Raw genomic sequence first — 1281 nt, forward strand, 5'->3', positions numbered from 1 at the left:
AATCTTATCGAAAAGAAAGTTTATCGTCCTGCCTGAAGCTCCTTTTGTTCCTATTTTGACAGTTTTAAAGTCATTTATTCCAAGCCCCATTTTCTTTAACGCATTAATCACTTCACTTTTTGTAAAAGTAGCTGTCCAATGCTTTACATTAGCCGGTGCATCAGGACTATCATTTGACTTTACACTTACAATGTAAGGAGGTTCCGCCTTTTTATAATTAAGGCCTTCTTTAGCTAAAGCAGTTTGTCCTGCTGCATGAGAGTGAAACCATGCATTTATAAATTTTCCGTCATATACAGCAACTACACCTCGCGTATCTTTTACGGCTTCTTTTATTTTAGAATTTATATTTGAAGGGTTCCAAGCTTGTGCCTCTTCAAAATCTGTTGATATGTCGGCTCCAGGATATTTTGACTTTTTAGTACTTACAAAATTTAAAACATATGTCCTAGCTAAAATCGCCTGGGCTTTTAAAGCCTCAATTGGCCAATAATTTTTTATCTCTCCTGCCACCGTTCCTTCAACATACTTTTCTAGAGGCATTTTTTCTATTTTGCCCGTTTGCACAACATAAACTTTAAGAATAGGCTCTTTCTTCTCTCCTGCATTTATTTTGGCAGGTATTTTAGGTAGTTCCATTCGTGGCTTCCTAATAGGTTCTGGTTTTTTTGTAGGCGGCTTGCAAGCAGTCATGGCAAATAACAAAGCTACTAACACCGCAATTAATTTCAGTTTGTTCCTATACAATTAAAATCCCTCCTATACTTTTGTTTATAGTATTTGAGGGATTTTCACAAATCATTCATTCTTCTATCAATTTATACATTTTGTAAGCCTCGTCTTTTAAAGCATGTTCTTTTACATCTAAAACCTCTACTTTGACAATTTTATTTCCAAAGTTTATCTCTATTATATCATGTTCTTTTACTTCGTCACTAGCTTTTGCTTGCTTGCCATTTATAAAAACTAATCCTTTGTCACAGGCCTCTTTTGCAATCGTACGCCTTTTGATAAGCCTTGAAACTTTCAAAAACTTGTCGACTCTCATACTTCTTACCTCCAGACAAAAGTAAGAAAATCAGGTCATAAAGACCTGATTTTCTTAAGAATTTACTAAATCCTTTAACGCTTTTCCTGCTTTGAAAATAGGAGCTTTTGAAGCAGGAATAGTTATTTCTTCTTTTGTCTGAGGATTTCTACCTTTTCTTTCAGCTCTTTCTCTTACTTCAAATGTGCCAAACCCTACTAATTGAACTTTGTCACCATTCTTCAATGCTTCTT

At 34.8% G+C, this 1281-nt stretch carries 3 protein-coding genes; all 3 read right to left on the reverse strand.

The features are described 5' to 3' along the window. On the reverse strand, positions 1 to 747 hold a 747-nt coding region (locus M663_RS0106585), incomplete at its 3' end, for a SpoIID/LytB domain-containing protein (RefSeq protein WP_029688364.1). Positions 748 to 802: 55 nt separating this feature from the next. Next, positions 803 to 1048, reverse strand: coding sequence for an RNA-binding S4 domain-containing protein (locus M663_RS0106590; protein ID WP_003868283.1), 246 nt, complete (start codon positions 1046 to 1048; stop codon positions 803 to 805). A 54-nt stretch (positions 1049 to 1102) separates the two neighbouring features. Next, the coding region (locus M663_RS0106595) for an HU family DNA-binding protein (RefSeq protein WP_029688365.1) at positions 1103 to 1281 on the reverse strand (179 nt) is incomplete at its 5' end.

It is taken from the genome of Thermoanaerobacter sp. A7A, from assembly GCF_000445185.1.
GTDB lineage: Bacteria > Bacillota > Thermoanaerobacteria > Thermoanaerobacterales > Thermoanaerobacteraceae > Thermoanaerobacter.